Source organism: Actinoplanes sp. NPDC051343 (genome assembly GCF_044455125.1).
Classification (GTDB): Bacteria; Actinomycetota; Actinomycetes; order Mycobacteriales; family Micromonosporaceae; genus Actinoplanes.
Genome location: NZ_JBITEL010000008.1, coordinates 76,380 through 101,226, shown reverse-complemented (window position 1 = coordinate 101,226; position 24,847 = coordinate 76,380). Strand labels below are relative to the sequence as shown.

Annotated in this window: 20 protein-coding genes; 6 read left to right on the top strand and 14 right to left on the bottom strand. The window is 70.4% G+C overall.

Translation table 11 applies throughout. The features are described from left to right. Positions 1-9: 9 nt before the first annotated feature. Together ACIA5C_RS26050 and ACIA5C_RS26045 are read right to left on the bottom strand one after the other, a co-directional pair. Entirely contained in the window at positions 10-1,428 is a 1,419-nt protein-coding gene (locus tag ACIA5C_RS26050) for an aldehyde dehydrogenase family protein (protein WP_396058972.1), read from the bottom strand. Between the two features lie 222 nt (positions 1,429-1,650). Continuing rightward, on the bottom strand, positions 1,651-2,556 hold the full coding sequence (locus tag ACIA5C_RS26045) for an AraC family transcriptional regulator N-terminal domain-containing protein (protein WP_396058970.1): 906 nt from the start codon (positions 2,554-2,556) through the stop codon (positions 1,651-1,653). Positions 2,557-2,636: 80 nt separating this feature from the next. Here ACIA5C_RS26045 and ACIA5C_RS26040 point away from each other — a divergent pair, with 80 nt between their 5' ends. Further along, positions 2,637-4,211, top strand: coding sequence for an aldehyde dehydrogenase family protein (locus ACIA5C_RS26040; protein WP_396058968.1), 1,575 nt, complete (start codon positions 2,637-2,639; stop codon positions 4,209-4,211). Between the two features lie 65 nt (positions 4,212-4,276). On the opposite strand, the gene rlmB is transcribed toward ACIA5C_RS26040, so the two are convergent. From rlmB to ACIA5C_RS26025, 3 genes are read right to left on the bottom strand one after another with little or no spacing between them, the layout of a single operon-like run. Then, on the bottom strand, positions 4,277-5,395 hold the full coding sequence (rlmB, locus tag ACIA5C_RS26035; RefSeq protein WP_396058967.1) for a 23S rRNA (guanosine(2251)-2'-O)-methyltransferase RlmB: 1,119 nt from the start codon (positions 5,393-5,395) through the stop codon (positions 4,277-4,279). After that, a complete protein-coding gene (cysS, locus tag ACIA5C_RS26030) occupies positions 5,395-6,810 on the bottom strand; it encodes a cysteine--tRNA ligase (RefSeq protein WP_396058965.1) in 1,416 nt (471 codons plus the stop codon). The genes rlmB and cysS overlap by 1 nt, the downstream gene beginning before the upstream one ends. A gap of 22 nt (positions 6,811-6,832) precedes the next feature. Next, a complete protein-coding gene (locus tag ACIA5C_RS26025) occupies positions 6,833-8,221 on the bottom strand; it encodes a class II fumarate hydratase (protein WP_396058963.1) in 1,389 nt (462 codons plus the stop codon). A 135-nt stretch (positions 8,222-8,356) separates the two neighbouring features. Here ACIA5C_RS26025 and ACIA5C_RS26020 point away from each other — a divergent pair, with 135 nt between their 5' ends. Further along, positions 8,357-8,869, top strand: coding sequence for a hypothetical protein (locus tag ACIA5C_RS26020; RefSeq protein WP_396058961.1), 513 nt, complete (start codon positions 8,357-8,359; stop codon positions 8,867-8,869). Here ACIA5C_RS26020 and ACIA5C_RS26015 read toward each other — a convergent pair. From ACIA5C_RS26015 to ACIA5C_RS26000, 4 genes are all read right to left on the bottom strand, one after another. Continuing rightward, positions 8,815-11,784, bottom strand: a complete 2,970-nt coding sequence (locus ACIA5C_RS26015) for a BTAD domain-containing putative transcriptional regulator (RefSeq protein ID WP_396058959.1) — start codon at positions 11,782-11,784, stop codon at positions 8,815-8,817. The genes ACIA5C_RS26020 and ACIA5C_RS26015 overlap by 55 nt on opposite strands. A gap of 293 nt (positions 11,785-12,077) precedes the next feature. Beyond that, entirely contained in the window at positions 12,078-13,745 is a 1,668-nt protein-coding gene (locus ACIA5C_RS26010) for a fumarate hydratase (protein ID WP_396058957.1), read from the bottom strand. Positions 13,746-13,815: 70 nt separating this feature from the next. Next, positions 13,816-15,114 carry a hypothetical protein gene (locus ACIA5C_RS26005; RefSeq protein WP_396058955.1) on the bottom strand — a complete coding sequence of 433 codons (1,299 nt, stop codon included), beginning with the start codon at positions 15,112-15,114 and terminating at the stop codon, positions 13,816-13,818. Positions 15,115-15,177: 63 nt separating this feature from the next. Then, positions 15,178-15,663 carry an Lrp/AsnC family transcriptional regulator gene (locus ACIA5C_RS26000; protein WP_396058953.1) on the bottom strand — a complete coding sequence of 162 codons (486 nt, stop codon included), beginning with the start codon at positions 15,661-15,663 and terminating at the stop codon, positions 15,178-15,180. Between the two features lie 88 nt (positions 15,664-15,751). On the opposite strand from ACIA5C_RS26000, the gene hppD reads away from it, so the two are divergent. The 3 genes from hppD (at position 15,752) to hisC (ending at position 19,150) form a co-directional block, all read left to right on the top strand. Further along, the gene (hppD, locus tag ACIA5C_RS25995) at positions 15,752-16,888 is read left to right on the top strand and encodes a 4-hydroxyphenylpyruvate dioxygenase (protein WP_396058951.1); all 1,137 of its coding nucleotides are present in this window, start codon (positions 15,752-15,754) and stop codon (positions 16,886-16,888) included. A gap of 85 nt (positions 16,889-16,973) precedes the next feature. Then, on the top strand, positions 16,974-18,065 hold the full coding sequence (locus ACIA5C_RS25990) for an RDD family protein (RefSeq protein WP_396058949.1): 1,092 nt from the start codon (positions 16,974-16,976) through the stop codon (positions 18,063-18,065). Next, positions 18,062-19,150: a histidinol-phosphate transaminase gene (gene hisC, locus ACIA5C_RS25985; protein ID WP_396058947.1), complete on the top strand. Its 1,089-nt coding sequence runs from the start codon at positions 18,062-18,064 to the stop codon at positions 19,148-19,150. The genes ACIA5C_RS25990 and hisC overlap by 4 nt, the downstream gene beginning before the upstream one ends. 20 nt (positions 19,151-19,170) lie before the next feature. Here hisC and ACIA5C_RS25980 read toward each other — a convergent pair whose 3' ends face one another. Then, positions 19,171-20,394: an MFS transporter gene (locus tag ACIA5C_RS25980; protein WP_396058945.1), complete on the bottom strand. Its 1,224-nt coding sequence runs from the start codon at positions 20,392-20,394 to the stop codon at positions 19,171-19,173. 51 nt (positions 20,395-20,445) lie between these two features. Between ACIA5C_RS25980 and ACIA5C_RS25975 the strand changes: the two genes are divergently transcribed. After that, positions 20,446-21,558, top strand: a complete 1,113-nt coding sequence (locus tag ACIA5C_RS25975) for an ROK family transcriptional regulator (RefSeq protein WP_396058943.1) — start codon at positions 20,446-20,448, stop codon at positions 21,556-21,558. On the opposite strand, the gene ACIA5C_RS25970 is transcribed toward ACIA5C_RS25975, so the two are convergent. The 4 genes from ACIA5C_RS25970 to ACIA5C_RS25955 are packed head-to-tail and all read right to left on the bottom strand — an operon-like array spanning position 21,545 to position 24,781. Beyond that, entirely contained in the window at positions 21,545-22,336 is a 792-nt protein-coding gene (locus tag ACIA5C_RS25970; RefSeq protein WP_396058941.1) for an SMP-30/gluconolactonase/LRE family protein, read from the bottom strand. The genes ACIA5C_RS25975 and ACIA5C_RS25970 overlap by 14 nt on opposite strands. Before the next feature lie 21 nt (positions 22,337-22,357). Further along, positions 22,358-22,801: an SRPBCC domain-containing protein gene (locus ACIA5C_RS25965; RefSeq protein WP_396058939.1), complete on the bottom strand. Its 444-nt coding sequence runs from the start codon at positions 22,799-22,801 to the stop codon at positions 22,358-22,360. 31 nt (positions 22,802-22,832) lie between these two features. Next, positions 22,833-23,939, bottom strand: coding sequence for a fumarylacetoacetate hydrolase family protein (locus ACIA5C_RS25960; protein ID WP_396058937.1), 1,107 nt, complete (start codon positions 23,937-23,939; stop codon positions 22,833-22,835). Further along, a complete protein-coding gene (locus tag ACIA5C_RS25955; RefSeq protein WP_396058935.1) occupies positions 23,936-24,781 on the bottom strand; it encodes a hypothetical protein in 846 nt (281 codons plus the stop codon). The genes ACIA5C_RS25960 and ACIA5C_RS25955 overlap by 4 nt, the downstream gene beginning before the upstream one ends. Between the last annotated feature and the right edge of the window lie 66 nt (positions 24,782-24,847).

Genomic DNA, 24,847 nt, shown 5'->3' with positions numbered 1-24,847 from the left:
CGCCGCCGGTCAGAGCATTATCGACCTGGGCTCCAGGAAGCCCTCAAGCCCGAAACTGCCGTACTCCCGTCCGAGCCCGGACTGCTTGAAGCCGCCGAACGGCGACAGTTGTTCGAAACCGCCGTTGACTGACACTCGGCCCACCTCCAGACGGGACGCGATACGGCGCGCTCGCGCGAGGTCGCCGGAGAACACGTAGGCGTGCAGGCCGAAGGTGGTGTCGTTGGCGATCTCGACGGCTTGGTCCTCGTCCCGGTAGGTGATGACTGTCAGTACCGGTCCGAAGATTTCCTCACGGGCGATCGTCATGTCGTTGCTGACGTCGGCGAACACCGTCGGCCGCACGTAGTACCCGTCGGGGAGTTCGTCGGGGCGATCGGGCCCGCCGACGACGACTCGGGCGCCTTCCTCGATACCACGGTGGATGTAGGACCGCACACGTTCCGCCTGCCGCTCGCTCACCATCGGGCCAATGGCGGTCGCGGGGTCGCGGGGGTCGCCGACGAGGTAATCGGTCTCCACCTTCTTAGTGATAAGTGCTAGGACATCGTCGAGATGGTTCTCCTGGACAAGGATGCGAGTGCCGGCGACGCAGGCCTGCCCGCTGTTCACGAATCCGGCCCGCAGCGCGCCGGTCAAGGCCTCCTCGAGGTCCGAGTCGTCGAGGATGATCGACGGAGACTTGCCGCCGAGTTCGAGCGTCAAGCTCTTCAAGGTGCCGGACGCCTCGCGCATGATGGTCTTTCCGACTTCAGTGGAGCCGGTGAATGAGATCTTGGCGATGTCGGGGTGCCGGTTGATGGTGGGGCCGAGGACCTCGCCACGGCCGGTCACGACGTTGAACACCCCGTTGGGCAGTCCGGCCGCGTGTAGTGCCTCGGTGAGGATCTGAGTTTGCGTCGCGCTCATCTCGCTCGGCTTGATGACGGCGGTGCAGCCGGCGGCCAATGCGGTCGCGAGTTTGTCGCAGATGAAGAACGCGTCGGAGTTCCACGGCATGATCAGGGCGGCAACACCGATCGGTGCCATCTCCACGATCGCGTTGCCGGCCTGCCGGGTGAACTCGAAGTTCTCCAATGTTTTGATCATGTCGCCGAACGCGCCAACGATCGAATCGACCAGGTAGGAGTTGCGCACGGGGCCGCCGTACTCCACCACGACGGCTTCCCGGAGATCCTCCAGGCGCGCGGCAGCTGCGTCACGAAGCCGGCGCAGCGCGTCGATCCGTTCCTCTCGCGAAGTCGCGGACCACGCCGGCAGCGCACGCTTCGCCGCTGCGATAGCGGCCTCGGCATCCGCTTCGTCGGCGAGCCGAACCTGGCCGATCACCTGCCCGGTGGACGGATTGTGCAGGTCGAAGAGTTCCGTGCCGTGCGGGGTGACGAACTCGCCGTCGATGTAGATCTTATTGATCAAGTTTTTTGGCATGAATGTGGAACTCCTGCTCTGGTTCGCGGCTGGATCCGGGTCGACGCACCGGCGGTTATGCGATGGGTAACCGGAGATGCGGACTACTCGGATGGGGCCATCCGGCACCGCAGTGGCGGAATCCGTAGCGCCTTCCGATATCCCCAATTACAGGCCGGCCGCGACAAGCGGGCTAGCGTAATGGTGTCGTGTGGTTGCACGATCCTCTTGGCTCGCGCTGGTTCACGGCAGCGCTGCGGCGGCCGAAGCGGCCCCGCCACGGATACGCGCCGCATCAACGCTGGGCGGAACACCGAACTGGCGCCGGTACTCCCGGCTGAACTGCGACGGATTGTCGTATCCGACCTTCTGGCCGACGCCGGTGATGTCGTTCGGACGGCTCGCCAACAGCAACCTCGCCGCCTGCAGCCGGAGGTGCTTCTGAAACTGGATGGGGGACATCGCCGTCACCGCCTGGAAGTTCTTGTGGAAGGCGGAGACGCTCATCCCCGAGAGTTGCGCTACTTCCTCCACCCGGAACGGCCGACGGTAATTTTCCCGGATCCACTGCACGGCACGCCTGATGTGCGCCAGGCTGCTGTCGGCCAGACCCAGCTGACGGACGACGTCACCCTGTTCCCCGGTCATCAACAGCCAGAGAATTTCCCGCTTGACCAGTGGGACCAGGACCTTCCGGTCTCTCGGCCGGTCAAGCAGTCGCAGTAGTCGCACGATGGCGTCGAGCAGTTCTCCTGGGGCCTCGGTCACGGCGATTCCCGGCCGTACGACGCCCGGCGACATCGGCAGATCCCCCGGGCCGGCCTCCAACAGCAGCTCCGCGATGACAGCGGGCTCGAGGGTCATGCCGAAACCGAGTGCGGGGCGGCCCGGGACCGCATCGACGTACTGGCCTGTCACCGGGAGGTCGACCGAGGCGATGAGGTACTGACCGGCGCCGTACTCGTAGATGTGGTCGCCCACTGCCAGACGCTTGGAACCCTGAGCGACGACCGCCAGCACCGTGCCGGACATTGAGGAGCCCGGCGAGACAGTGCGGTCGGCCGCGCAGACCCGGACACCGTCGATCGCAGTGCTCAAATCGGGACGCGCATGCCGTTGCAGCAGTTCACGAAGCTCCTCCGCAGACACGTCGCCAGTACAGCACAAACCCGCGCCTGCCTTCAGGCGCGAAAGGATCGCGCAACGCCCGGCGGGCAGCTGAGCCGATTGTGCAAGAAGCAGCGCGAATCGTGCTAGATGGCCAGGGCCCCGAGAGCTTGGATGGAGGCGCCGGTCGGCCGAAAATCCCGCTTTCACCAAGCCGGAAGAAGGAATTGATGTCCACTTATCCAGTCGACAGGACACGTCCTCCCGTTCATATCCGCATCGGGTCCGTCGCCCGCCCGACCGGCTCCGGCGGGACCTACGACCACGTCGATCCGACCAGCGGCGAAGTCGACGCGACAATCCCGATGGCCGGCCGAGCCGAGGTGGACGAGGCGGTCGCCTTGGCCGACGACGCTTTCCACGAATGGAAAAACGTCCGCCCCGCGCAGCGTGCCGGGCTGCTGTTGCGGCTCGCCGATCTGCTCGAGGAGCACCATGACGAGCTCATCCGCCGCACGGTGCTCGACAACGGCACCCCGGTTCGTACCGCCGAACTGGCGTTCCAGCTCGCGCCGGAGTGGATCCGCTACTACGCCGGTTTCGCCGACAAGATCGAGGGTCGCGTCGCCACGGCGTTCGGCCCCGACGGCGAGTTCGGATACACGTTGGCTCAGCCGTACGGCGTGATCGGCGCGATCACCACATGGAACGCGCCGCTGGCGTCGATCGCGATGAAGGTCCCGGCGGCGCTGGCCGCCGGCAACACCGTCATCATCAAGCCGTCTGAATTCACGCCCTTCGCGCCCGAGCTGTTCGGCGAACTCGCCGAAGTCGCCGGCTTTCCGGCCGGCGTCATCAATGTCGTGCCCGGTTCGGTCGAGGCGTCGTCGCGGCTGGTCGAGCACCCCAAGGTCCAGAAGATCACGTTTACCGGTGGGCCGGCGACGGCGCGTGCGATCTTGCGGTCCTGCGCCGAGCACATCAAGCCGGTGGTGATGGAGCTCGGCGGCAAATCGGCGAACCTCGTCTTCGAGGACGCCGACCTCGAGAGCGCTATCAAGTACGGCACGCTGCGCGTTCTTGGCCTGCAAGCCGGACAGGGTTGCGGGTTCCCCACTCGCATGCTCGTACAACGCTCGGTGTACGACCAGGTCCTCCGCGGCGTCATCGAGACCGCGGAGGCGATCAAGGTCGGCGACCCGTGGGACCCCACGACCGACATCGGGCCAGTCATCAACGCCGCCGCGGTCGACCGCGTCCTCGGGATGATCGAGCGCGCCGAGCGCGACGGCGCCAAGCTCGTCACGGGCGGCGGCCGGGTCAATGTCGACGGCTTCGAGGGCGGCTATTTCCTGCAGCCGACGGTCTTCGCCGACGTCGACCCGGACTCCGAGTTGGCACAGACCGAGGTGTTCGGACCGGTGCTCGCGGTGATGCCGTTCGAGGATGAGAAGGAAGCTGTCGAGATCGCCAACTCGACGAAGTACGGCCTCACTTCGTACGTGCAAACCAACAACCTGCGCCGCGCGCACCGTGTCGCCGAGCAGCTCGTCGCCGGCGGCACGATGATCGGGGGCGCCCCCAACGTCCACGCGCGGCGCCCGTTCGGCGGCCTCGGCATCAGCGGATTCGGCAAGGAAGGCGGACCCGAGGGCATCGCCGAGTTCTTGCGAGTGAAGGCGGTCGCCATCGTCTGACCCACGGCCGGGAACCGAAAAGCCGCCCCGAAGATGTGCTTCCGGGGCGGCTTACGGGGCGCGGTTTACGTGTAGAGACGGCGGCGGGTTACCTCGGCCAGGGTCACCGCGGCGGCGACGCTGGCGTTGAGGGACTCGACGTCTGCGGCCATCGGGATGCGGACCCGCAGGTCGCAGGTCTCGCCGACCAGGCGGGAGAGGCCGCGCCCCTCGGAGCCGACCACCACCAGCAGAGGACCGACCGCGGCCTCCAGCTCGTAGAGGTCGGTCTCGCCGTCGGCGTCTAGCCCGACGGCGGTGAAGCCGGCCTTCTGGGCCTCCTTGATCGACCTGGTCATGTTGACCACCTGGGATACGGGGACCCGGGCCGCGGCGCCGGCGCTGGTGCGCCAGGCCGTGGCCGTGATGCCGGCGGCGCGGCGCTCGGGCAGGAAGATGCCGTGGGCGCCGAACGCCGCCACCGACCGGATGACCGCGCCCACGTTGCGGGGGTCGGTGATGCCGTCCAGGGCGACCAGCAACGGCGCCGTCTGCTCCAGCGCGGCGGCGAGCAGGTCGTTGAAGTCCTCGTAGGCGAACGGCGGGATCTGCAGGCCGATGCCCTGGTGGAGCACGCCGCCGGTCATCCGGTCGAGCTCGTTGCGGCTGATCTCGAGGATCGGGATGCCGCGGTCGCCGGCCGTACGGACGATCTCCGTCACGCGGTCGTCGACGTCGATGCCCTGGGCCACGTAGAGAGCGGTCGCGGGAACCAGAGCGCGCAGCGCCTCGACCACCGGGTTTCGGCCGAGCAGCAGCTCGGGGCCTTCCCGGGTCGGGTTGGACTTGCGGCCGGGGGCGACGCGCGGGCCGCGGTTGGGCAGTTTGCCGCCGCGCTGCTGCTGCATCGTGCGTCCGGTCGCCCGGCCACCGCCGCGGCCCCAGGTGGTGTCCTTGCTGCCCGGCTGGCCGACCTTGGGCGCGCGTCCCTGTGCCGCCGCCTGACGGCGTTCCTTGTCCTGCTTACGGGCGGTCTTGTCGGGCAGTTGCTCGGTGCCCGAGTAGCCCTTGTGCCACGGCCGCTCGTCGGCGGGCAGGGTTTTGCCGCGACCCTTGAGGCTGTCGCGGTTCTTGCCACCCGTACCGCGGACCGCGGTCTTCTTGGACGTGACCCGCTTGCTGGCGTTACGCGAATTTCCTGGCATCAGTGCTGCTCTCCTACCGTCCATCGCGGCCCGGCCGGAGTGTCCTCCACCTGAACTCCCGCGTTCTTGAGCTGGTCGCGGACCGCGTCGGCGGCCGCCCAGTCCTTACGTGTGCGGGCCTGCGCCCGCTGCTCGAGCGCCAGCTTGACCAGCGCGTCGACGACCGGCTTGAGGTCGGCCTTGTCTTCCTTGCCACGCCACGCGGCGTCGAACGGGTCGAGGCCGAGCACGCCGAGCATGGCCCGGACCGCGGTGAGCGCGCCCCGGATGCCGGCCTCGTCGCCGGCCGCCAGCGCGGTGTTGCCCTCGCGGATCGTGTCGTGCACGACGGCCAGCGCGGCCGAGGTGTTGAGGTCGTCGTTCATCGCGGCGGCGAACGACGGCGGCACGTCCTTGGGCCGGCCCGGGCCGACCACCTCGGCGGCCCGCTTCACGAAGCCTTCGACGCGCCGGTAGGCCACCGCGGCCTCGCGCAGCGCCTCGTCGGAGTAGTCGATGCGCGAGCGGTAGTGCGGCGTGCCCATGTAGTAGCGCAGCTCGACCGGCCGGATGCCCATGGCCTGCACCGCGGCCAGGTCGATGACGTTGCCCAGCGACTTGCTCATCTTCGCCTCGCCCAGATTGAGCAGGGCGTTGTGCACCCAGTACCGGGCGAACGGCAGGCCGGCCGACCGGGACTGGGCCAGCTCGTTCTCGTGGTGCGGGAACGTCAGGTCGAGGCCGCCACCGTGAATGTCGAACTCGGCTCCCAGGTAGCGGCGGACCATCGCGGAGCACTCGATGTGCCAGCCGGGGCGCCCGCGGCCCCACGGCGAAGGCCACGCCGCGTCCTTCGGTTCGTCGGCCTTGGCACCCTTCCACAGGGCGAAGTCACGATAGTCGCGCTTGTCCGGCTCGCCGCCGTCGGTCGGCGGGCGCATGTCGTCCGGGTCCTGGCCGGACAGTGCTCCGTACTCCGGGTATGACGGGACGGAGAAGTAGACGTCGCCCGACCCACCCGCCGCCGGGTAGGCCCGCCCGCGCTCGACCAGCTCGGTGATCAGCTCGTGCATCTCGGGGATGTGACCGGTCGCGAGCGGCTCGTAGGTCGGCGGCAGAACGTTCAGCGCGCGGTAGCTCGCGTCGAGAGCCAGCCGGTTTTCGTACGCGAGGGCCCAGAACGGCCGGCCGGACGCGACCGACTTGTCGAGGATCTTGTCGTCGATGTCGGTCACGTTGCGGACGAGGGTGACCTCGAAGTTGGTGTGGAGCAGCCAGCGTCGAAGAATGTCATAGTTGATCCCGGACCGCAGGTGGCCGATGTGCGGGCTCGACTGCACGGTGAGACCACACTGGTAGATCCCGACCTGACCGGGCGTCAGCGGGACGAAGTCCCGGACGGATCGGGTCGCGGTGTCGTACAAGCGCAGAGTCACCGTACAAGGGTACCGACCTGGGTCAGGGCCGGGTCATGCGGAGCACGTCGAGTGCCGCGTCCAGCTGCTCCTCGGTCAGCGTGCCGTTCGCGACGTGGCCGCGCTCGATCACCACCTCGCGGATGGTCCGCTCCTCGGCCAGCGCCTGCTTGGCGATGGCGGCCGCCTCGTCGTAGCCGAGGACGCGGTTGAGCGGGGTGACGATCGACGGCGACCCCTCCGCGTACGCCCGCGCGACCTCGACGTTGGGTGCGAGGCCGTCGATGCAGCGGTCGGCCAGCAGGCGGGCCGCGTTGGCCAGCAGGCGAATCGACTCGAGCAGGTTGCGGGCCATCACCGGGAGCATCACGTTGAGCTCGAAGTCGCCCTGGGTGCCGGCGAACGCCACGGTGGCGTCGTTGCCGATGACCTGCGCCGCGACCTGGCGGACCGCTTCGGGCACGACCGGGTTCACCTTGCCCGGCATGATCGACGACCCGGGCTGCAGATCGGGCAGGCGCAGCTCGCGCAGGCCGGCGCGGGGCCCGGAGCCCATCCAGCGGATGTCATTGACGATCTTGTAGAGGCCGACGGCGATCGTACGCAGCTGACCCGACGTCTCGACCAGCGCGTCGCGGGCGCCCTGGGCCTCGAAGTGGTTGCGCGCCTCGGCCAGCGGCAGGCCGGTGACCGCCCGCAGCTTCTCGATCACCGCGGGGGCGAACCCGGCCGGCGTGTTCACGCCGGTGCCGACCGCGGTGCCGCCGAGCGGCAACTCGGCCAGCCGCGGCAGCGCCGACTCGAGCCGCTCGATGCCGTTGGCCACCTGCTGGGCGTACCCCGAAAACTCCTGACCCAGGGTGACCGGGGTGGCGTCCATGAGGTGGGTCCGGCCACTCTTGACCACTTCGGCCCAGGCCGAGGCTTTCGTGCCCAGTGCGGAGGCCAGGTGTTCGAGCGCGGGGATCAGGTCGCCGGTCACCGCCGCGGTGGCGGCGAGGTGGATCGAGGACGGAAAGACGTCGTTGCTCGACTGGGAGGCGTTGACGTGGTCGTTCGGGTGCACCGGCTGACCCAGCTCGCGGGACGCCAGCGTGGCGATGACCTCGTTGGCGTTCATGTTCGACGAGGTGCCCGAGCCGGTCTGAAAGACGTCGATCGGGAACTGGTCGTCGTAGCCACCGTCGGCGACGTGGGCCGCCGCGGTCGCGATCGCCGCCGCCAGCTCCTTGTCGAGCACGCCGAGTGACGCGTTGACCTGCGCTGCCGCGCCCTTGATCTGGGCCAGCGCCCGGATGTGGGCGGGCTCCAGGCCGCGCCCGGAGATCGGGAAGTTCTCCACCGCTCGCTGCGTCTGCGCCCGCCAGAGGGCGTCGGCCGGCACGCGGACCTCGCCCATGGTGTCCCGCTCGACCCGGAATTCAGAAGTCACTAGGCCATCCTCCCTCCTTTTCGGCGCGACGAGGACGGCGGAGGGGTATTGCGATGATCACGCACGGTTGGACGACTCCGGCCGCGGAACGTAACGTCGGGCAGGTTTGGTCCCCCCGACGACGAAGGAACTCTCATGCGACGCGCCCTGCTGGTCGTGCTCGCCGGCGGCCTCCTGCTGCCGGTGGCCGCCTGCGACAACGCGAAGAAGAGCACCGCGGCCCCGGCCGTCTCCGTCGCACCCCAGCCTTCCCTGCCCCCGCTGCCCGACTACTCGGTCGACACCCAGCAGCACTGCGCCCAGTTGCAGGCCGTCTACAGCGGTGAACTACGCGACTTCGGCACCGCGATGGGCAAGCTGGTCTCGCTCCGGGAGGCCAAGCAGACCGCCGACGCCGAGAAGGCGGAGACCGACGCGGCCGGTAAGCTCAAGGCGGCCGGCGCCAAGGTCCGGCAGGACACGGCCACCGCCCGAGACCCGGACTTCCAGGCCGCCGGCGAGACCTCGGCGGCCAAGTTCGAGCAGAGTGCGACCGACCGGAAGTATTTCGATCGGGTGAAAACGCTGACCGACCTCAACAACACGCTGCAGCCTCAGATGGCGCAGTGGCTGACCCCGGTCTCCTCGTTCTGCCAGTCGGCCTCCTGAAGCCGGGCCTCGGCCTCGTACCGCTCGGGCACTCCCAGCTGAATGAAGATGTCGGCCGCGGCCTGCCAGTGGGCCCGGGCCTCGGCCCGGTCGGACGCGCAGTCGCCCAGACCCAGGCGCGCCCGGCCGATCTCGGAGATCTGCGAGACGGTCTTCGCGATCTCGACCGCCCGCCGGTGCAACTCGGCCGCGGCCGTGGTGTCGCCGGCCGCGCACCGGATCGTGCCCAGCGTGTTCAGCGTGCGGGCCCGGAAGCGCAGCTCGTCGGACCGGTCGAACATCTCCAGGGCCTGCTCGAGCTGCTCGGCTGCCTCGGCGTAGCGGCCCTGCCGGCGCAGCACGTCGCCGAGTTCCGCGCGGGCCTCGGCGGCGACCTCCGGATAGCGGACCCGGATCGCCCGACGCAGGATGATCAGTAGAGCCCGCTCGGACGCCGGCGGCGCTATCCGGCCGGCCCGGCGCCGGATGATGATCAGATTTAGCAGGCAGTGCACCATGTTCGTCTCGTCCTGAGCCTCGAGCACGCCCTGCAGCCGGCGCCGCTGCAGGCGCAGCGCCTCCTCGTAACGACCGATCTTCTGCAGGCCCATCGAGTGCGCGTCCAGGCGCATCATCACGACGTGGTCGTCGCCGGCCCGCTCGGCCAGCCGCAACGCCTCCCCGGAGATCTCCACCGCCTCGACGAACCGGTCGGTCGAGGCGTAGATCGCGCCGAGGTTGCCCAGCGAGATCGACAGGGCGACCTGGTCGCCGAGGCCCCGCCGGATGCGGATCGCCTCCTGCAACAGGGCCAGCGCATCATCGAACTGGGCCCGCCGGAAATAGCTCGACGCCAGATAGTTGGCGCAGGTCGCCTGGGCAGCGCCGTTACCGACCCGGCGGGCCTCGGCCCGGGCCAGCGTGAACAGGTCACGGATCTCGTCGCCATAGCCCAAAGTCGACAGTCGCCACCAGGCCGCCCGCGCGAACTGCCAGGAATATTCGGAGCGCCCGGCCGCGATCGCGGCGGTGATCAATGCGCGCAGATAGAGCCGCCCGCGGTCGAGCCGGCCCAACGGGTCGGTCACCTGCTCGGCCGGCCCGGCACCGGGCACGTCCGGCAGGCCCAGCTCGCGCAGGACCGACCGACGCCGGGGCGGCGCCAGAGTCAGCAGCGCCGCGCCCAGTTCGAGATCGAGCAACCGGTGCAGGGCCGCCTGCCGCTCGTCCGGAGGCAATTCGGCGGCGAGGGCCGAGGCGTACTCGTGCAACAGGTCATGCATCCGGAACACGTCCGGCTCCGGCTCCTCGATCAGGTGCACGTCGATCAGATCGTCGAGCAGATCGTGCGCCTCGTCCGTCGGAAGGCCGGTCAGTGCGGCCGCGGCGGGAACGTCGAAGATCCGGCCGGGATGGACGCCGAGCAGCCGGAACGCGTTCCGCATCGGCTCCGGCAGCTGACTGAAGGAAAGGGCGAACGCCCCGGCCACCGTACGGCTCTCGGCCGCCAGCTCGGGCAGCGCCGCGTCGCCGAACCGCCGGACCAGATCGGCGACCTGCCAGCGCGGCCGGTGGGCGAGACGGGCACCGGCCAGCCGGATGGCCAGCGGCAGCCCGCCGCAGCGCCGGACCAGATCGGTGGCCGCCTCGGGTTCGGCGAGCACCCGGTCACCGGCGATCCGGGCCAGCAATGCGACCGCCTCGCTCTCGTCGAGCACCGGCAGCGATTCGGGGTGCACGCCGTCCAGGCCGAGGAGCCGGCGCCGGCTGGTGACCAGCACCAGCACCCGGGCCGAGGCGGGCAGCAGGTCGAGGATCTGGACGCTGGAGGCGGCGTTGTCGAGGATCAGCAGCGCGCGACGCCCGGCCAGCTCGCCGCGCCACAGGTCGATCCGCTCGTCGAGCGACTCCGGCACCCGGTCGGCGGCGACGCCGAGCCGGCGCAGCAGCACGAGCAGCGCGGCCGACGGGTCGAGCGGCTCACGCTCGCTGTGCCCGTGCAGGTCGATGTAGAGGTGGGCGTCCGGGTAGCGGTCGCCGAGGCGGGCCGCCAGGTGCAGGGCCACGGTGGTCTTGCCGCTGCCGGCCATGCCGTCCAGCGCCAGCACCGCCGGGCCGCCGGCGGCGGCCCGCCGCACCAGACGATCGATCAGCTCCGCACGGCCGGTGAAGTCGGCGACCGTACGCGGAAGGCTGCGCACCACCGGCCGCTCGGGCACCGGGGCCGGCGCCGTCCCGCCCGAAAGCAGCTGCCGGAAGACCTCCTGCAGCGGCCGCCCCGGATCGATGCCCAGCTCGTCGAGCAACTGCTCGCGGGCCTGCCGGAACTCGGCCAGTGCATCCGCGGTGCGTCCGGCCGCGGCCAGCGCCCGCATCAGCTGCCCGCGCAGACGCTCACGCAACGGGAACCGCTTGGCCAGGTCGGTCAGCGGGCTGATCAGGTCACGGTGGTTCCCGGCCGCCAGCTCGAGCTCGGCCCAGTCCTCCAGCGCCGCACCACGCTGCTCGTCCAGGGACGCGGCGAGCCGGCGTACGGTCTCACTCTCGACGCCGGAGAGTGCGTCGCCCCGCCAAAGATCGAGTCCCTCCCGCAGCAGCGCCGGGTCGCCTGCGGAGCGACCGGCCGCCACCAGTCGAGCAAAAACGACCGCATCCAGGTCGTCCGGACCGATAGTGATCTGATATCCGGCCGGATCGCTGCCGATCGTCGGAAATGGCAGAATTCGGCGCAAGCGAGAAATGCAGTTCTGCAATTGGCCGCGGGCGGTCGCGGGCGGCTCGGCTCCCCACACCGCCTCGATCAGAGCGTCCACGGTGACGACGCGACCCGGGTGGAGCAGCAGCATGGCCAGAACGACCCGGTCGCGGGCCGCGGTGATGACCACATTTTGTTCGTCCACAATGACGGAAAGTGGTCCGAGGATGCGAAACCGCATGACGCCCCCCGAGATACCCGGCAGAACCGCCAGCCTAGTCCGGCCGGCGAGAGCGGGATGAGAGCCGATCGACAGCGGCGCCGCGCAGCATAAACGGGCGGCGGCACGGAACGCGGATTCGCCCCTTGCGTTCCGTACCCGCTCACGGGGATGAACTGGCCCGCCTGCGCCCCAGAACGCGGGCGGGCCCGTTCAGAGTCGGGGGTCAGGGCGCGTTGATGATGTTCAAACCAGAACGGCTTCGTCTGTACGACTTCAAATCGAGCCTTCTGCCGAGGAGCAGGCCGACGCGCTCAGGGTCGGGCGCCGATCTGCATGACGCTCTTGGGACGGGTCACCTCGGCGAAGAAGTCGTTGCCCTTGTCGTCGACGACGATGAAGGCGGGGAAGTCTTCGACCTCGATCTTCCAGACCGCTTCCATGCCCAGCTCCGGGTATTCGAGGACCTCGACGTGCCGGATGCAGTCCTGGGCCAGCCGGGCCGCCGGGCCGCCGATCGAGCCGAGGTAGAAGCCGCCGTACGTGTTGCAGGCCCTGGTCACCTGGCCCGAGCGGTTGCCCTTGGCCAGCATCACCAGCGAGCCGCCCGCGGCCTGGAAGCTCTCGACGTAGGAGTCCATGCGGCCGGCCGTGGTGGGGCCGAACGAGCCGGACGCGTAACCCTCCGGGGTCTTCGCCGGGCCGGCGTAGTAGACCGCGTGGTCGCGCAGGTAGTCCGGCATCGGCTCGCCCGCGGCCAGCCGCTCGGCGATCTTCGCGTGCGCGATGTCGCGGGCCACGACCAGCGGGCCGGTCAGCGACAGCCGGGTCTGCACCGGGTATTTGGCCAGCTCGGCGCGGATCTCGGCCATCGGACGGTTGAGGTCGACGTTGACCACGTCGCCGGAGGAGAGCTCGACGTCGGGCAGGAAGCGGGCCGGGTCGGTCTCGAGGCGCTCCAGCCAGACGCCGGACGGCGTGATCTTGGCGAGGGCCTGGCGGTCGGCCGAGCAGGAGACCGCGATTGCGACCGGACACGAGGCGCCGTGGCGGGGCAGGCGGATCACCCGGACGTCGTGGCAGAAGTAGCGGCCGCCGAACTGGGCGCCGATGCCGAAGTCGCGGGTCAGTTCGAGGACCGCGGCCTCCAACTCGACGTCGCGGAAGCCGTGCGCCGACATGGTGCCGTGGCGGGGCAGGTTGTCGAGGTATTTCGCGCTGGCCAGCTTGGCGGTCTTCAACGCGTATTCGGCGCTGGTGCCGCCGATGACCACGGCCAGGTGGTAGGGCGGGCAGGCCGAGGTGCCGATCAGGCGGAGCTTGGAGTCCAGGAACTCCATCATCCGTGCCGGGTTGAGCAGCGCCTTGGTCTCCTGGTAGAGGTACGACTTGTTGGCCGAGCCGCCGCCCTTGGCCATGTAGAGGAACTTGTAGGCGTCGGGCTGGCCGCCCGGGTCTTCGGCGTACAGCTCGATCTGGGCCGGCAGGTTGGAGCCGGTGTTGCGCTCGTCCCACATGGTGAGCGGCGCGAGCTGCGAGTAGCGCAGGTTGAGCCGGGTGTAGGCCTGGTAGACGCCCTGCGCGATGGCCTCTTCGTCGGTGCCGTCGGTCAGCACGTGCCGGCCGCGCTTGCCCATCACGATCGCGGTGCCGGTGTCCTGACACATCGGGAGCACTCCGCCGGCCGCGATGTTGGCGTTGCGCAGCAGGTCGAGGGCGACGAACCGGTCGTTGGCCGACGCCCGGGGGTCGTCGATGATCGAGCGCAGCTGGGTCAGATGGGCCGGCCGGAGGTAGTGCGCGATGTCGTGCATCGCCTCGGCGGTGAGCTGGGTGATCGCGGCCGGGTCGACGGTGAGGAACTGCCGGCCGCCGGGCCCGCTGACCACGTCCACGCCCTCGTCCGTGACCAGGCGGTACTCGGTCAGGTCGTCGCCGAGCGGCAACAGCGGCGAGTACGAGAATGCGGCGCCTCTGCTCATGAGCGGAAAGCCTAGGCCAGCCGCCAGGCGAACTGCGAACCGCTCCCGCGTTGGCCGGATACCAGTTCGGTTAACGGAAAGGTAGGTAGGCCATGTCGCGTCCGGAAACAACGATCAGCCCGCCGGTGCCGGACGTGAACACTTTCGCGTCGGTCTTCACATCGACCAGAACCGATCCGCTGCGCGGGTCCAGCGCGAGGACCCGGCTCGGCTTCGTGGTCACGACGATTGACGCGTACGGCGTGACGGCCGCCGAGACGTTGGCGCCGACGTCGCGTTTCCAGGCCGTTCCGCCGGTCGAGAACGACCACGCGCGCACGCTGGCGTGGTTGGGGCTGCGGATCAGGGCGTACGCGTCGTTGACCGAGAGCACGTTCTCGCCCTTGTCGCCGTGCCAGAGGATCCGCCCGTCGTGGGCCGCGATCAGCTCTTCCCGGCCGACCGGGTCGACCCCGAGCACCACGTCCTCGCCACCGGCCGGGTCGCGGTCCTGCTTGCATGCCGACCCGTTGCCGGCGGTCCGCAGGTTGAGACCGTCCCGTTTCCAGATCGTCTGCCCGCCGGGCGGGTCGGTGGCGACCACCCCGTAGTAGCAGGTGCCGTCCCCGGCCGTACCGGTGACCGTGAGCACCCGTCCCCCGACCACCACCACCTTCTGCCCGGCACCCGGGGTGACCGTCTCGGAGACCTTGCCCGTCGCGGTGTTGATCACCCGGACCTTGCCGTCGTCGGGCAGGCCGATCAGGCCCGGCAGCGCGCCCCGCCCGGCCACGTCGTCGTCGATGCCCTTGCCGGTGATCTGCTTGGTGTCGGGCAGGTCGGGGTCGGCGGCGTCGAGCACGAACCCGATCCCGCCGGTGCTGACCTGCCAGCGCGGCTGGGTGCCGTTGGGCGACCACGCGGTGAGCGTGCAGTCGCTGCCCTTGGCGCAGGTCAGGTCGAGGACGGCGTCCTGGTAGGTCCAGACCGCGGTGGCCGAGGTGTCGGCTCGTTTGACCGCACCGCTGCGGGGGTCGAGCACCTGGTAGCCCTTGGTCAGCAGGCGGCCGGTGACGACCACCGCGTCGCTGCCCTGGCCGGCGACCGACGCCCAGTCGGCGTCGGAATGCCAGAGCTTCACGCCGGCGCCGAGGCCGTAGGCCTCGACCGAGGTCCGGTACGAGACGACGACGGCGTCGGAGGCGATCTGCACCTTCTGCGGGCTGCCGCCGATCCGCTGCTGCCACTGCGACGCTCCGGCGGCGATCGGGCTGCTGGTGTTGAACCAGTTCCAGAACTTGGGCCAGGGGTTCCAGGTGTGGGTGGTGGCGAGAACGATCAAAATGATCACGACAGCCAGCAAGTAGGACTTCCACCTGCCCTGGGCCATGTGGAGCAAGGTAGCCAGCGAGATCACCCGAGCGATGGATCTCCAATTGTCCGTGTCGATGGCTTATGCGTTGGATGCCGCTTTTACCAGAGGCAGTGTCCGGTAGGGAATCAGCTCGGCCAGGGCGATGATCGTCGACGCCCGCACGATGCCCTCGTAGCCCACGATCTGGTCGATCACGCGCTGGAGGTCGGCGTTCGAGCGGGCCACGATGCGGCACAGCACGTCGCCGGTGCCGGTGATCGTGTGCGCCTCGAGCACCTCCGGGATGTCGGCCAGGTGCTGGGCCACCTTCACGTGCCCGTACCGCTGGCTGATCTCCAGCGTCACGAAGCTCATCACGCCGAAGCCGATCACCGCCGGTGAGACCTCGGGACCGAAACCGAGGATCGCGCCTCGCGCAACCAGCTTGTCGAGCCGGGCCTGAACGGTTCCGCGCGCGACGGCGAGACGCCGCGACAGTTCCAGTACGCCGATCCGCGGCTCCGCTTGCAACAGTTGCAGGAGCCGTGCATCGAGGTCGTCGAGCTGAACAGATCGCTCAGTCATTCCTCAGTTTTACCGGACGGATTGTGCAGGCTGACCATCTTTTCGGTCAACTGTTGCCCAGCTCGGCGTTAGCGACGAGCCTCGGTCCATGACGCAGACGATGGAACACGCCCAAGGGACAGTCGACGTCTTCCCGGTCAAGGGCGTCGACTACCTGCAGTTCCTGGTGGGTAACGCCAAGCAGGCGGCCCACTACTACTCGACGGCCTTCGGCATGACGTGTGTGGCATACCGCGGTCCCGAGCAGGGCTACCGCGACCACGCCGAATATGTACTGGTCAGCGGCTCCGCCCGCTTCGTGATCACCGGCGCGGTGCACGCCGGCGCGCCCGGCGCCGACCACGTCGCGAAACACAGCGACGGCATCTACGACATCGCCATCGAGGTTCCGGACGTGGACGCGGCCTTCAAGCACGCGGTCGCCTCCGGCGCCCGGGGCGTCACCGAGCCGCACGACCTGACCGACGCGAACGGCACCGTGCGGATCGCGGCCATTGCGACGTACGGCGAAACGATCCACTCCCTGATCGACCGGTCCCGCTACGACGGGCCGTTCATGCCCGGCTTCGTCTCACGGGCGCCGATCATCGACCGTACCGGCCTCCCGAAGCGCTATTTCCAGGCCGTCGACCACGTCGTCGGCAACGTCGAACTCGGCAAGATGGACGAGTGGGTGGAGTTCTACAGCCGCGTCATGGGATTCACCAACATGGCCGAGTTCATCGGCGACGACATCGCCACCGACTACTCGGCGCTGATGAGCAAGGTCGTCGCGGACGGCCACCGCAAGGTCAAGTTCCCGCTGAACGAGCCGGCCGTCTCCAAGCGCAAGTCGCAGATCGACGAGTACCTCGAGTTCTACGACGGCCCGGGCGCCCAGCACATCGCGATCGCCACCAACGACATCCTGGCCAGCGTCGACGCCATGCGGGCGGCCGGCTGCGAGTTCCTCGACACGCCGGACTCGTACTACGACGACCCTGCGCTGCGAGCCCGCATCGGCGAGGTACGCGTGCCGATCGAGGAACTCAAGAGGCGCTCGATCCTGGTCGACCGGGACGAGGACGGCTACCTGCTGCAGATCTTCACCAAGCCGGTGCAGGACCGCCCGACGGTCTTCTTCGAGCTGATCGAACGGCACGGGTCCCTCGGCTTCGGCAAGGGCAACTTCAAGGCGCTGTTCGAAGCTATCGAGCGGGAGCAGGAGCTTCGGGGCAACCTGTAGCCTCCTGGGGTGCGCTGCCGCCGGGCTTTCCCGGCGGCACCCTTCCAGCAGGTCCGGCCCAAACCGCGGTGGTTAAGGTTTCCGCATGAGTTCGCTGCCCGCCGGTTGGTACAAGGACCCGGCCGACACCTCGACCCAGCGTTACTGGGACGGTGACGGCTGGCTGGGGAAAGCCATCCCCGCCGACGCGGTCCCGCCGGACGGACCGCCCCCGGTCGAGGAGGAGCCGCCGCCGGTCGCCGAGCCCGCCGCGCCGGTCGCCGGCGAGCCGGTTCCGCCGACCGTCCAGGGCTGGCCTCCGCAGCAGTTCCCCCCGTCCGGCCAGTTCCCGCCCGGCCAATTCCCGCCCGGCCAGTTCCCCCCGGCCGGCCAGATCCCGCCCGGCCAGGTTCCTCCGCCGGGGTGGGCACCGCCGGGTTACGGGCAGGCGCCCCCTCCGGGCTACGGGCAGATGCCCCCTCCGGGCTGGGCGCCCCAGCCCGGCTGGGCCCCGCCGCCCGGCTGGCAGCCCCCGCCCGGCATGCGGATGGCCGCCTTCCCGTTCCCGGTGCAGGCTCGCCCGCACGGCTATGCGCTGGCCGGCCTCGGCCGGCGCCTCGTCGCCCGGCTGATCGACATCGTCGCCGTGCTCCTGCTCAACGTGGTGGTCAACGGCTACTTCGCCTACCAGTGGGGCCGCGAGTTCGCCCCGATCTGGCACGACGCGGTCAACAAGATGTCCAACGGAGGCAGCGCCTTCGACACGCAGCAGGCCTCCCCCCGGATGGACGCGCTGCTCTGGATCATGCTGATCGTGGCCACCCTCCTCTGGCTGGCCTACGAAGCGCCCGCCCTGGCCGGCCGCGGCCAGACCCTGGGCAAACGCATCATGCGCATCAAGGTCCTGCCGGTCGAGAGCACCGCGCCGCTCGGTTTCGCCCGGGCGTTCCGGCGCTGGATGCGGCTGGGCATCTGGACGCTGGCCTGGAGCTGTCTCGGCCTCGGTCTGCTCGTCCAGTTCATCGACGCGCTGTCGCCGACGTTCGACCCGCTGCTGCGGCAGGCCTTCCACGACAAGGTCGCCGGCACGGTCGTCGTCGAACTGCCGCCGGCCGGCGCCCCGCCGGTCGAGGTGCCGGCCGGTGCCGGCTCCTCGTCCTCCCCCTCATCGCCGTCGTCTCCGGAGGGACGCTCATGACCCGCCTGACCCGCGCCGACCTCGAAGGTCTGCCCAGCTACGTGCCCGGCCGCAGCCTCGCTGACCTGACCCGCGAACTGGGCATCGCCGAGGCGATCAAGCTGGCCAGCAACGAGGTCCCGTACGGCCCGCTCCCGGGCGTCGTCGAAGCGGTCACCGAGGTCATGCTGGGCTCCCACCGCTACCCCGACATGGGCGTGGTCGAGCTGCGCGACGCCTTGGCCGGCCGTCTGGGCGTGGCCGCCGACCGCATCGTCACCGGCTGCGGTTCGGTGGCACTGGCCGAGACCCTCGTCAAGGCCACCTGCCTCCCCGGCGACGAGATCGTCTACGCCTGGCGCTCCTTCGAGGCCTACCCGATCGTCGCCGCCGGCGTGGGCGCCACCAGCGTCCGCATCCCCAACACCGCTGACCACGGCCACAACCTGTCCGCCATGGCCGACGCGATCACCGACCAGACCCGCCTGGTGATCGTCTGCAATCCCAACAACCCCACCGGCACCGCCCTGCGCAAGACCAAGATCGACCGCTTCCTCTCGCGCGTACCGTCCGACGTGCTGGTCGTCCTCGACGAGGCCTACCGCGAGATGGTCACCGACCCGGACGTGCCGGACGCGATCCAGACGTACGCCGACCGGCCCAACGTGGTCGTTCTGCGCACGATGAGCAAGGCCTGGGGCCTGGCCGGGCTGCGCATGGGCTATCTGGTCGCCCAGTCCGGGGTCGCGGCCGCGATTCGCAAGGTCCTGACCCCGTTCTCGACCAGCCTGGTCGCCCAGGCGGCGGCGCTGGCCGCGCTGCAGCAGGAAGACGAGGTCAAGCGCCGCTGCGCCCTGGTCGTGGCCGAGCGCGACCGGGTGACCGAGGCGCTGCGCAAGCTGGGCGTCGACGTACCCGACTCGCAGGCCAACTTCGTCTGGCTGCCCCTCGGCGACCGGGCGGCCGCGTTCGGCACCGCCTGCGAGAACCGGGGCGTCATCGTCCGGGCCTTCCACCCCGATGGCGTCCGCGTCACCATCGGCACCCCGGCCGAGAACGACCAGTTCGTGGCGGCCGCCGAGGCCGCCCTGGACCAGAACGCCTGAGACCGGACGTTCACCGCTCGCTAGCGGGAAAGCCCGGCCAGTTCGGCCTCCGCGCGGTGGTGGTCCTCCTCGGTCAGGCGGGCCGGGAAGACCTGCCGCGCGAACACCACCGACACGCAGGCGATCAGAGCCAGCGACGCGGTCAGCACCGGCAGCCACCCGAGCCACCCGGCGCGCACGAAACGCTCCCCGACGAACGCCCCGCTGCCGATCCCGACCTGGAACGCGACCACGTACAGGGCCGACGCCGCATCCCGGGCTCGCGGCGCCACCCGGAGCACCGTCGCCTGCAGGCAGGCCGGGATCGCCGTGAACGCCCCGCCCCACAGCAGCGTGCAGATCCAGGTCGGCACCGCGCCGAGCCGGGGCGTCAGCAGCGCGACCGACACCACCATCGTCGCCAGCACCCCGCTCAGGAGCACTCCCGGCCGCCGGTCGATGTGCCGTCCGATCAGGAAGTTGCTGATCAGCCCGGCCGCCCCGAAGCCGAGCAGCAACGCACTCAGCGAGAGCCCTTGCAGGCCGCCGTCCCGCAGCGCGAGCGGCGCCAGGTAGGTGTACGCGGCGAACTGGCCGATCACCATCACCGTGGTGATGGCGCACAGCAACGCGACCTTGCGGTTGCCGAAGACCCGCACCGCGGCCCGCAGCGACTCGGCGGGCCGTGCGGCCAGGTCGTGCGGCAGCGCGGGCAGGGCGGGCAGCACGCGGAGCAGGGCGAGCACGCTCACCACGCCGCCGATCGCCATCGCCCCGATCGCGACGCGCCATCCCAGCCACTGGCCCAACGCCGTACCCAGGGGGACCCCGAGCACGATGGCCAGTGAGTTGCCGACGAAGACCAGCGCCGTCGCCTTGCCGGACCGGCCGGGCGGCGCCAGCCGCGCGGCGACCGGCGCGAGGACCGACCAGAAGACGCCGTGGGCGAGCGCGGCGACGAGCCGGGCGAGCACGAGGGTGAGGAAGGTCGGCGCGAAGGTGGCGATGCCCTGCGAGACCGCGAAGATCGCTACGGTGGCGGCGATCAGCAGGTGCCGGGGCACGCGCATGGTCAGCGCGGTGAGCGGGATGGTGCTGAGGCCGGCCACGACGGCGTAGCTGGTGAGCAGTAGCCCGACCGAAGCTTCGTCGACTTTGAGACCATGGGCGATCTGCGGGAGCAGGCCGACTGGAAGTGTCTCGGCGGTGACGTAGAAGAAGGCGGAGATGCCGAGCACGGTCAGAGCCGGCCGGTTCAGGTGCATGCTCGCAGAATAAGCTCTGAACCAGAGCAAAAAGAAGGGAACGTGGAAGCTGTGACGACGCGCTCCACCGAACTGCTTCGCGTCGCGCACGCCCACCCCGGCGTGACCAGGGCCGATGCGGCACGTCTGCTCGGCGTCGGCACCGGCGCGGCGACCGAAATCGTCGCCCGGCTGGTGCAGACCGAGTTGCTGGCCGAGGTACCGGCGGCCCGCAGCGGTGCCCGCGGCCGGCCGACCACGGTCCTCGTCCCGCACCCCGGCGGGCCGCTCGTGCTGGCCGCCGAGATCACCCAGGAAGCGTGGCGGGTGCAGGTGGTCGAGCTGGGCGGAAACGTCCTCGTCACGGCGGCCGAGGAACACGACGGCGCGGCGTGGGCCGAGGTCGCCGCGCCGCTCACGGCCGCGATCGGCCACTTCCGGGACCGGTACGCGGGACGCCCACGAGCTCTCGGCCTCTCGGCACCCGGCACGGTCTCGCCCGACCGCCGGCTCGATGCCGCCAACCTCGAATGGCGCGACGTCGACCTGCGCACGCTCTGGCCCGGGCCGGAGGTGTTCGTGGCCGGCAACGACGCCACGCTGGCCGCCTCGGCCGAGTCCCGCCGGGGCGCCGCGACCGGCGCCGCAGTCGCCCTGCACCTGCGCATCGAGGCCGGTCTCGGCGGGGCGGTCGTCGACCACGGCAACGTGCTGATCGGCGCCACGGGTGCGGCCGGCGAGTTCGGGCACATGCCGTTCGGCGACCCTGGGGTCGCCTGCCCGTGCGGCGCTCACGGCTGCTGGGGTACGGCGGTGGACGGTTCCGCCCTGGCCCGGCTTCTGGGTCGCCCGACCCCGCGCGACCAGGTCACCTTCGCCCGCCGGGTGATCGCATCGTCCGCTGATCACGAGCGGGCGGCGGTCGCGGCCGTCGCCCGCAACCTCGGCCGCGGCATCGCGGGCCTGGTCAACGGCATCGACGCCGACCTGGTGACGCTCGGCGGCCTCGGCGTCGACCTGCTCACCGCCGCCCCCGACGAGTTACGGGAGGCCTACCTGGGCGGCCTGATGGCGTACCGTCGCGACGACCCGCCGCCGATCGTCGCGAGTGCGCTCGGTGACGACGGCCCGATCGCCGGCGCGGCCGAGGAGGCGTGGGCGGCGCTGCTGGTCACGCTGGGCTGACCTTGGTGGCGTGCAGCTTGCCGGTCCGCTTGGCCAACATCTGCGGGTCGGTGTAGTCGGCGGTCACCGTGTAGAGCGTCCCGTCGTCGCCGAGCGCGCAGTCGAACGCCCCGTCGGTGAAGCCGACGCGTTGTACCACGTCGCCGCCCTCGCGCACGAGCACGCACTGCCGGTTGGGCACATCCGCGTACCAAACTGCGCCGCTCGGGTCGAGGCAGATGCCGTCCGGCGCCGACCCTTCGACGGCGGCCCAGACCCGCCGCCGGCTCAGCGACCCGTCCGCTTCGATGTCGTACGCCGTGAGCCGCCCGGCGTGCGACTCGGCCACGATCAGCGTCGAGTCGTCGGCCGTGACCGCCATCCCGTTCGGGAACCGCAGCCCGGCCGCCACTGTCCGGACCACCCCGTCCGGCCCCACCACCGCGATGATCCCGGGCTGCTCCCGGCCGCCCGGAAAGTCATAGCCGATGTTGTTGACGAAAACGTTGCCCCGGGAGTCGGCCGCGACGTCGTTCCACGGATGCGCCCCGTCGACTCCGCTCAGGTCGGCCCACCGCTTTCCGTCCCGGGTGACGACCGCCTGCCGTCCCTCGACGACCAGCAGTTCGCCCGCGGGCGTCCACTCCAGGCAGAACGGCAGCCCCTCGACCCGCCGGACGACCTCGGCCACCCCGTCGACGACCCGCACCACTTCGCCGGCGCCCCAGTCCGAGAACCACAGCACCCCGTCCCGCCACCGGACCGACTCACCCATCACGATCCCGCCGAGCATCTCCATGCGGCCCACCGTACTGAACATTCAGGCGGCCGCGGCCAGGTCGTCGAGGTCGCGGCGCAGGGCACTCTCGGCGGTCTCCGCGGCCAGGCCGCCGAAGATCCAGGCCAGGAACCGGCCGGCCGGCGCGGTCGGCCGGCCGTCCTGGGTGACCGTGACGTGCGTGCCGCCCCGGTGCGGCCGGAACGTGTACGTCATGCGGTAGTCGGCGCCGATGCCGGGTGAGGTGACCACGAACCGTTCGAGTTCGACCGCCTCGAGGACGCGGAACTCCTCGGTGACCGCGTCGCCCCCGGCCGCTGTCCGGGTCTCGGCCCAGACCGTGCCGGTCCGGAACGGGCCCGGCGTGCGCAGTTCGGCCCGGCGCACCGCGGAGAGCCATCCGGCTCGCCCGGGCAGGTCGGTGACCACCCGCCAGACCGCTTCGACCGGCGCGTCGATCGTCCGGGTCACCGCTACCGTCGACATAGCGTGACCCTATCGCTACGAGACCACCTTTCTATCCGGTGGCAGGACGGATCGTCCCGGAGACCGAGCCGAGCCCGATCTCGACGCCCGCCGCCCCGATCGCGGTGCCGCCGATCGTGACCCGGTCGCCGTCGAGCAGGAAGCCGCGGGTCGTGCCGTCGGCCAGCTTGACCGGCTCGGCGCCGTTCCAGGTCAGCTCAAGGAACGAGCCGACCTGGTCACGGCCGGGCCCGGAGACCGTGCCCGAGGCGTAGAGGTCGCCGGTGCGCACCGACGCGCCGTTGCTGGTCAGGTGGGCCAGCTGCTGGGCCGCGGTCCAGTACATGCCGGCGAACGGTGGCGACGACACCCGGGTGTCGTTCCAGTCGACGGTCAGCCGCAGGTCGAAGCCGGGACCGGGCGGCAGCAGATAATCGTGCGGCGACGGATCCTGCGGCGGCGCGGGAATCGGAGCGAGCGCCTCGAGCGGCACCACCCAGGGCGAGATCGAGGTGGCGAACGACTTGCCGAGGAACGGGCCGAGCGGCCGGTATTCGAACGCCTGGATGTCGCGGGCCGACCAGTCGTTGAGCAGCACGACGCCGAAGACGTGGTCGGCGAAGCCGGTCGTGGGCACCCGCCGACCAGGCACGCCGACCACGAACCCGACCTCGGCCTCGATGTCGAGCCGCTGCGAGGCGCCGAAGACGCCGTCGGCCAGCTGCCCGGAGGGCCGCTCGACCGGGGTCTCGGACACGACCACGGTGGCCGAACGGCCGTGGTAGCCGATCGGCAGCCGCCGCCAGCTCGAGGCGAGCCCGGGCGACTGCGGCCGCAGGATCCGGCCGGCATTGAGCGCGTGCTGCTCCGAGGAGTAGAAGTCGGTGTAGTCGGCCACCTCGAACGGCAGGTGCAGCCGCACCTGGTCGAGCGGCGTCGCGGACGAGCCGGCGGCGACCACGGCGGTCGCCTGGGCCCGTGCCGCCGCCCACGCCGGAGGACCGGCCGCGAGCAGCGGGTTCAGCGTGCTCGCCGCAAAGAGGCCACCCAGCGGCGAAAGATCAACGACGCCGGACCCCAGACGTACGCCGATCCGACGGGTCCCGTCGTCGCCGCTGAAAACCCCGTAGGGCAGGTTTTCGATGCCGTACAGGCTCACTCGTAACCACCGTTGATCAGGCCGAGCCGCACCAGCTCGGTCAGCGGTTCCACCACGTTGGCCGCGCCGAAGCCCACGAACAGCGGGCGTCGCTCGTCGCGCCGGCTGCGGGCCGGCTCGACCAGCGGCAGCGGGTGGGTGGCGGCCAGCGCCTCGGCCACCTCGGCCACCTCGCCGCCCTCGATCGCCATCAGCGAGGCCGCGAGCACGTTGAGGAAGCCGTGGTGGGTGAAGCCGGTCTCCGGGTCGGTGTGCCGGATCGCGTGGCGCAGGCCGGAGGCCAGCCGGAACGGCAGCTCGCGGTCGCGGCACGCGCAGATCACCGCGGCCAGTTCGACCGGGGTCGGGAACAGCTCGGCGGCCAGCCCGCCGACCCGGAACTTGGGAGCGATCCGCAAGCCTTCACCGCGGGCCTCGGCGACCGCGTCGAGGGCGGCGAGCAGGCCCCAGCTGAGCGGGATCTCGGCGTACACCTGAAGGTCCTTGTCTCCCCCGGCGAGCGTGCGCAGCGCGGCGAGCCCGGGCTGCGGGTCTTCCCCGCGGCGGGCGACCGCCGCCTCGAGGTGGAAGACCGCCGCGCCGCACGCGCGCAGCTTGTCGACCGCCACCGGCACCGCGCTCACCGCGACGTCGCCGATCAGCGCGACCGGCAGGTCCTGAGCGGGCACGGCGGCGCCGACCGACGAGGCCGGGACGAGCAGCGGACCGAGCAGTCCCGCGTACCAGGCGGTGCGATGCTCGGCATGCTTCGCGTACGCATCGGCCAGACTGATGAAGCTGGGCGGGAGCAGGGACGCGTCATCCACCAGCCCGGCGAACAGTGTTGGCACCAGCGTTGACACGAAGTTGAACCTAATAGACGCTTCGAATGACGGACAACCACGTCCGCTATGTCAGTTTTTTGGTTA

What these genes read in the sequence shown, in the direction of transcription:
- ACIA5C_RS26050 (WP_396058972.1), bottom strand. Translation starts at nt 1,428, where the DNA reads ATGCCAAAAAACTTGATCAATAAGATCTACATCGACGGCGAGTTCGTC.
- rlmB (WP_396058967.1), bottom strand. Translation starts at nt 5,395, where the DNA reads ATGCCAGGAAATTCGCGTAACGCCAGCAAGCGGGTCACGTCCAAGAAG.
- ACIA5C_RS26020 (WP_396058961.1), top strand. Translation starts at nt 8,357, where the DNA reads ATGCGACGCGCCCTGCTGGTCGTGCTCGCCGGCGGCCTCCTGCTGCCG.
- ACIA5C_RS26015 (WP_396058959.1), bottom strand. Translation starts at nt 11,784, where the DNA reads ATGCGGTTTCGCATCCTCGGACCACTTTCCGTCATTGTGGACGAACAA.
- ACIA5C_RS26010 (WP_396058957.1), bottom strand. Translation starts at nt 13,745, where the DNA reads ATGAGCAGAGGCGCCGCATTCTCGTACTCGCCGCTGTTGCCGCTCGGC.
- ACIA5C_RS26005 (WP_396058955.1), bottom strand. Translation starts at nt 15,114, where the DNA reads ATGGCCCAGGGCAGGTGGAAGTCCTACTTGCTGGCTGTCGTGATCATT.
- ACIA5C_RS26000 (WP_396058953.1), bottom strand. Translation starts at nt 15,663, where the DNA reads ATGACTGAGCGATCTGTTCAGCTCGACGACCTCGATGCACGGCTCCTG.
- hppD (WP_396058951.1), top strand. Translation starts at nt 15,752, where the DNA reads ATGACGCAGACGATGGAACACGCCCAAGGGACAGTCGACGTCTTCCCG.
- ACIA5C_RS25990 (WP_396058949.1), top strand. Translation starts at nt 16,974, where the DNA reads ATGAGTTCGCTGCCCGCCGGTTGGTACAAGGACCCGGCCGACACCTCG.
- hisC (WP_396058947.1), top strand. Translation starts at nt 18,062, where the DNA reads ATGACCCGCCTGACCCGCGCCGACCTCGAAGGTCTGCCCAGCTACGTG.
- ACIA5C_RS25980 (WP_396058945.1), bottom strand. Translation starts at nt 20,394, where the DNA reads ATGCACCTGAACCGGCCGGCTCTGACCGTGCTCGGCATCTCCGCCTTC.
- ACIA5C_RS25970 (WP_396058941.1), bottom strand. Translation starts at nt 22,336, where the DNA reads ATGGAGATGCTCGGCGGGATCGTGATGGGTGAGTCGGTCCGGTGGCGG.
- ACIA5C_RS25965 (WP_396058939.1), bottom strand. Translation starts at nt 22,801, where the DNA reads ATGTCGACGGTAGCGGTGACCCGGACGATCGACGCGCCGGTCGAAGCG.